Raw genomic sequence first — 1,464 nt, 5'->3', positions numbered from 1 at the left:
TTCATACGACCTCAGGTCGCACGGACAGAAGTGCATTAGAGTTGGCACTCCAAATTGTTAGATTCGGATAACTAAAACTATGGCGACGCTCGTCCAGACAAAAGTGACAGGCGTCGTTCAATACCCAAATAAAGTGTCGGCTACGCGACACTTATGCTTATTTGTCAATGTTAACCTAAGATAATGATTTCATTGCCATAAATCGTCGCTTCTAGTTTTGTAAAACCAAGTCTTACTGCCTCCGAAGAGGGAGATCCTACGTTTCTCTCTCCGCCTCTCTCACACGCATACATTTTCGGTGTAGGATCTACATCTAGAGCTATAACGGACAGAACTTCTTCAATGATGGCATATTCAATATTTGATGTATTTAAAGAGTCTATTAGCTCTTGTTTGCCCTCATAATCGCTGACTTTTTGCAGGCTTAAAGTGCCAGCCTGATTTTGATACTCATATTCCACTTTGATCATGTACGTTTCCTTACGATTTATTGAACCTAACGTTCTTCTTTAATTCGCTTGTTAGTTACCATTATTGGTCGGGAGCTGTTTCAATGCCTTGACTTGAAATTACATTCGCCCCACCACTCGCTATACCAGCTAAGATTGCAGGAGAAGTTAGTCCAATTTGAAGTGCAAGCCAACTACCGAATTGGTTCCCACTTGCTAAGTAAGCGAGCGCAACAACAACTCCTAAAATCGGATAACCGATGACCCAACCCAAAAAGTACATTGAGTATTTGCCTTTACTCATTTTGTCTTTTTCATCCCTATCAATATGTTCTTTGATTGATAGTACAGTCAAAACGATCGAGCCAAAAAGTGCAAAAACCAATGTTCCGAAATTATCAGTTACTAAAAGTTGCAATTGTTCAAAGTTCATTTAATTACTGCCCTTTTAGTAGCAAAAGCATCAACAAAGCGTTCCTTCATCGTTGCTGTTTTATCGAAGCGTTCTCGACTCATTACCATCACTTCACCTGCTTTAGAACGTAATGGATAAATTTTCACCTGTTGGTTTAGCAACTTAGAACGTTGGAGTCGATGGACGACAACACGCTTGTTAATGCCAAGCTCTTTGGCAATTCCACCAATTGTTCGTGCTCTGAACTTAGTCTCACTAAGTACTCTTAAAATTTGAGTATCAATATTATTCAATTGTTTTCCTCTATTCTCTGACAGCTAACTGAATAGCCACCAATTTAGTAAACACTCTGTAGGATAAGAAAAAATAGGTCAAATAGTCTTGTCTAGAAATGCGGTGCAGAAAAGTTCTAACTCGGAAAGGGGCAAAGGTGAGTCAGGGAAGATTACTTGATCATTGTGATCACCAAGCGATTCTGTCACTCGCTTAATTACCAAGGCAGAGGGAATCCGAGATGTGACAAAAATTTCAAACTATGAGTGCAGCATAATAGCTAGGGTAATCTAGCTCAACTGCGTATTTCGGTGATTGCGATCGGCT

At 40.0% G+C, this 1,464-nt stretch carries 3 protein-coding genes; all 3 read right to left on the bottom strand.

Annotation, left to right across the window (positions count from 1 at the left end):
- Positions 1 to 170 precede the first annotated feature (170 nt).
- The gene (locus tag A142_RS15235; RefSeq protein WP_019820699.1) at positions 171 to 470 is read right to left on the bottom strand and encodes a hypothetical protein; all 300 of its coding nucleotides are present in this window, start codon (positions 468 to 470) and stop codon (positions 171 to 173) included.
- Positions 471 to 531: 61 nt separating this feature from the next.
- Positions 532 to 882 (bottom strand): hypothetical protein, encoded by a 351-nt coding sequence (locus A142_RS15230; RefSeq protein WP_019820698.1) that lies wholly within the window; start codon positions 880 to 882, stop codon positions 532 to 534.
- Entirely contained in the window at positions 879 to 1,157 is a 279-nt protein-coding gene (locus tag A142_RS15225; RefSeq protein WP_019820697.1) for a hypothetical protein, read from the bottom strand. Before A142_RS15225 ends, A142_RS15230 begins: the two co-directional genes overlap by 4 nt.
- Positions 1,158 to 1,464 lie beyond the last annotated feature (307 nt).

Source organism: Vibrio splendidus 12E03, assembly GCF_000272105.2.
GTDB lineage: Bacteria > Pseudomonadota > Gammaproteobacteria > Enterobacterales > Vibrionaceae > Vibrio > Vibrio splendidus_I.
This window is presented reverse-complemented; position numbering and strand designations above follow the sequence as displayed.

Bases quoted from the DNA above. Each gene is read 5' to 3' on its own strand.
- A142_RS15230 (WP_019820698.1), bottom strand. From the start codon at position 882: ATGAACTTTGAACAATTGCAACTTTTAGTAACTGATAATTTCGGAACA.
- A142_RS15235 (WP_019820699.1), bottom strand. From the start codon at position 470: ATGATCAAAGTGGAATATGAGTATCAAAATCAGGCTGGCACTTTAAGC.